Origin of the sequence: Mesorhizobium sp. M4B.F.Ca.ET.089.01.1.1 (assembly GCF_004022605.1) — a bacterium.
Classification (GTDB): domain Bacteria; phylum Pseudomonadota; class Alphaproteobacteria; order Rhizobiales; family Rhizobiaceae; genus Mesorhizobium; species Mesorhizobium abyssinicae.
In genome coordinates this window covers 1-613 of sequence record NZ_RZOS01001187.1, presented here as the reverse complement: position 1 = coordinate 613, position 613 = coordinate 1, and the positions used below count along the sequence as shown (strand labels likewise).

Below are 613 nucleotides of genomic sequence, written 5' to 3'. Positions count from 1 at the left end.
ATCGGGCACGAGCATTCGAGCGCCCAGGGGACGGGCGCAGGCCTTGATGCGGAGCTTCAGGTCCGGGCTAATAATTTGTCTCCAGGCAATTCCGGACGGAAGGCTACGGCGAAGTCGCCGAGCCTAACCGTTACACGCTTTTCCTGGAATTGCTCTAGATCTGCGACGTCAGCTCGACGGGGAAATCGTCATTGTCGGCGTCGCGCATGGCGGCGAGGCTGCGGTTGTCGAGCACTTCGGCGATCGCCTGGCGCACTTCCAGCATCATGTGCCGGACCTGGCAGGTCGCCTCGTCGCAATCCTCGCAGCGCTGGTACTGGGTGCGGCTGGCGCAGGGGATCGGCGCCAGGGGCCCGTCGAGGACGCGCACGACATGGCCGATCTTGATCTCGGAGGCCGGGCGGGCAAGGCGATAGCCGCCTTCCTTGCCCTTGCGGCTCTGGACGAAGCCGGCATTGCGCAACTCGCCCAGAATGGCGTCGAGGAATTTCTTGGGGATGTTGTTGGCGACGGCGATGTCGTTGACGAATGCAAGCTGGCCGGCCGGCAGGCCGGAAAGATGCACGAGGGCCTTGAGGCCGTATTTGCCTTTTTTGGTAAGCATGCCCGATTC

At 63.3% G+C, this 613-nt stretch carries 1 protein-coding gene; it reads right to left on the bottom strand.

What is annotated here, in order from left to right; genetic code table 11:
• Window positions 1–154: 154 nt before the first annotated feature.
• Window positions 155–604: an Rrf2 family transcriptional regulator gene (locus EN780_RS36695; RefSeq protein ID WP_013530871.1), complete on the bottom strand. Its 450-nt coding sequence runs from the start codon at window positions 602–604 to the stop codon at window positions 155–157.
• Window positions 605–613 lie beyond the last annotated feature (9 nt).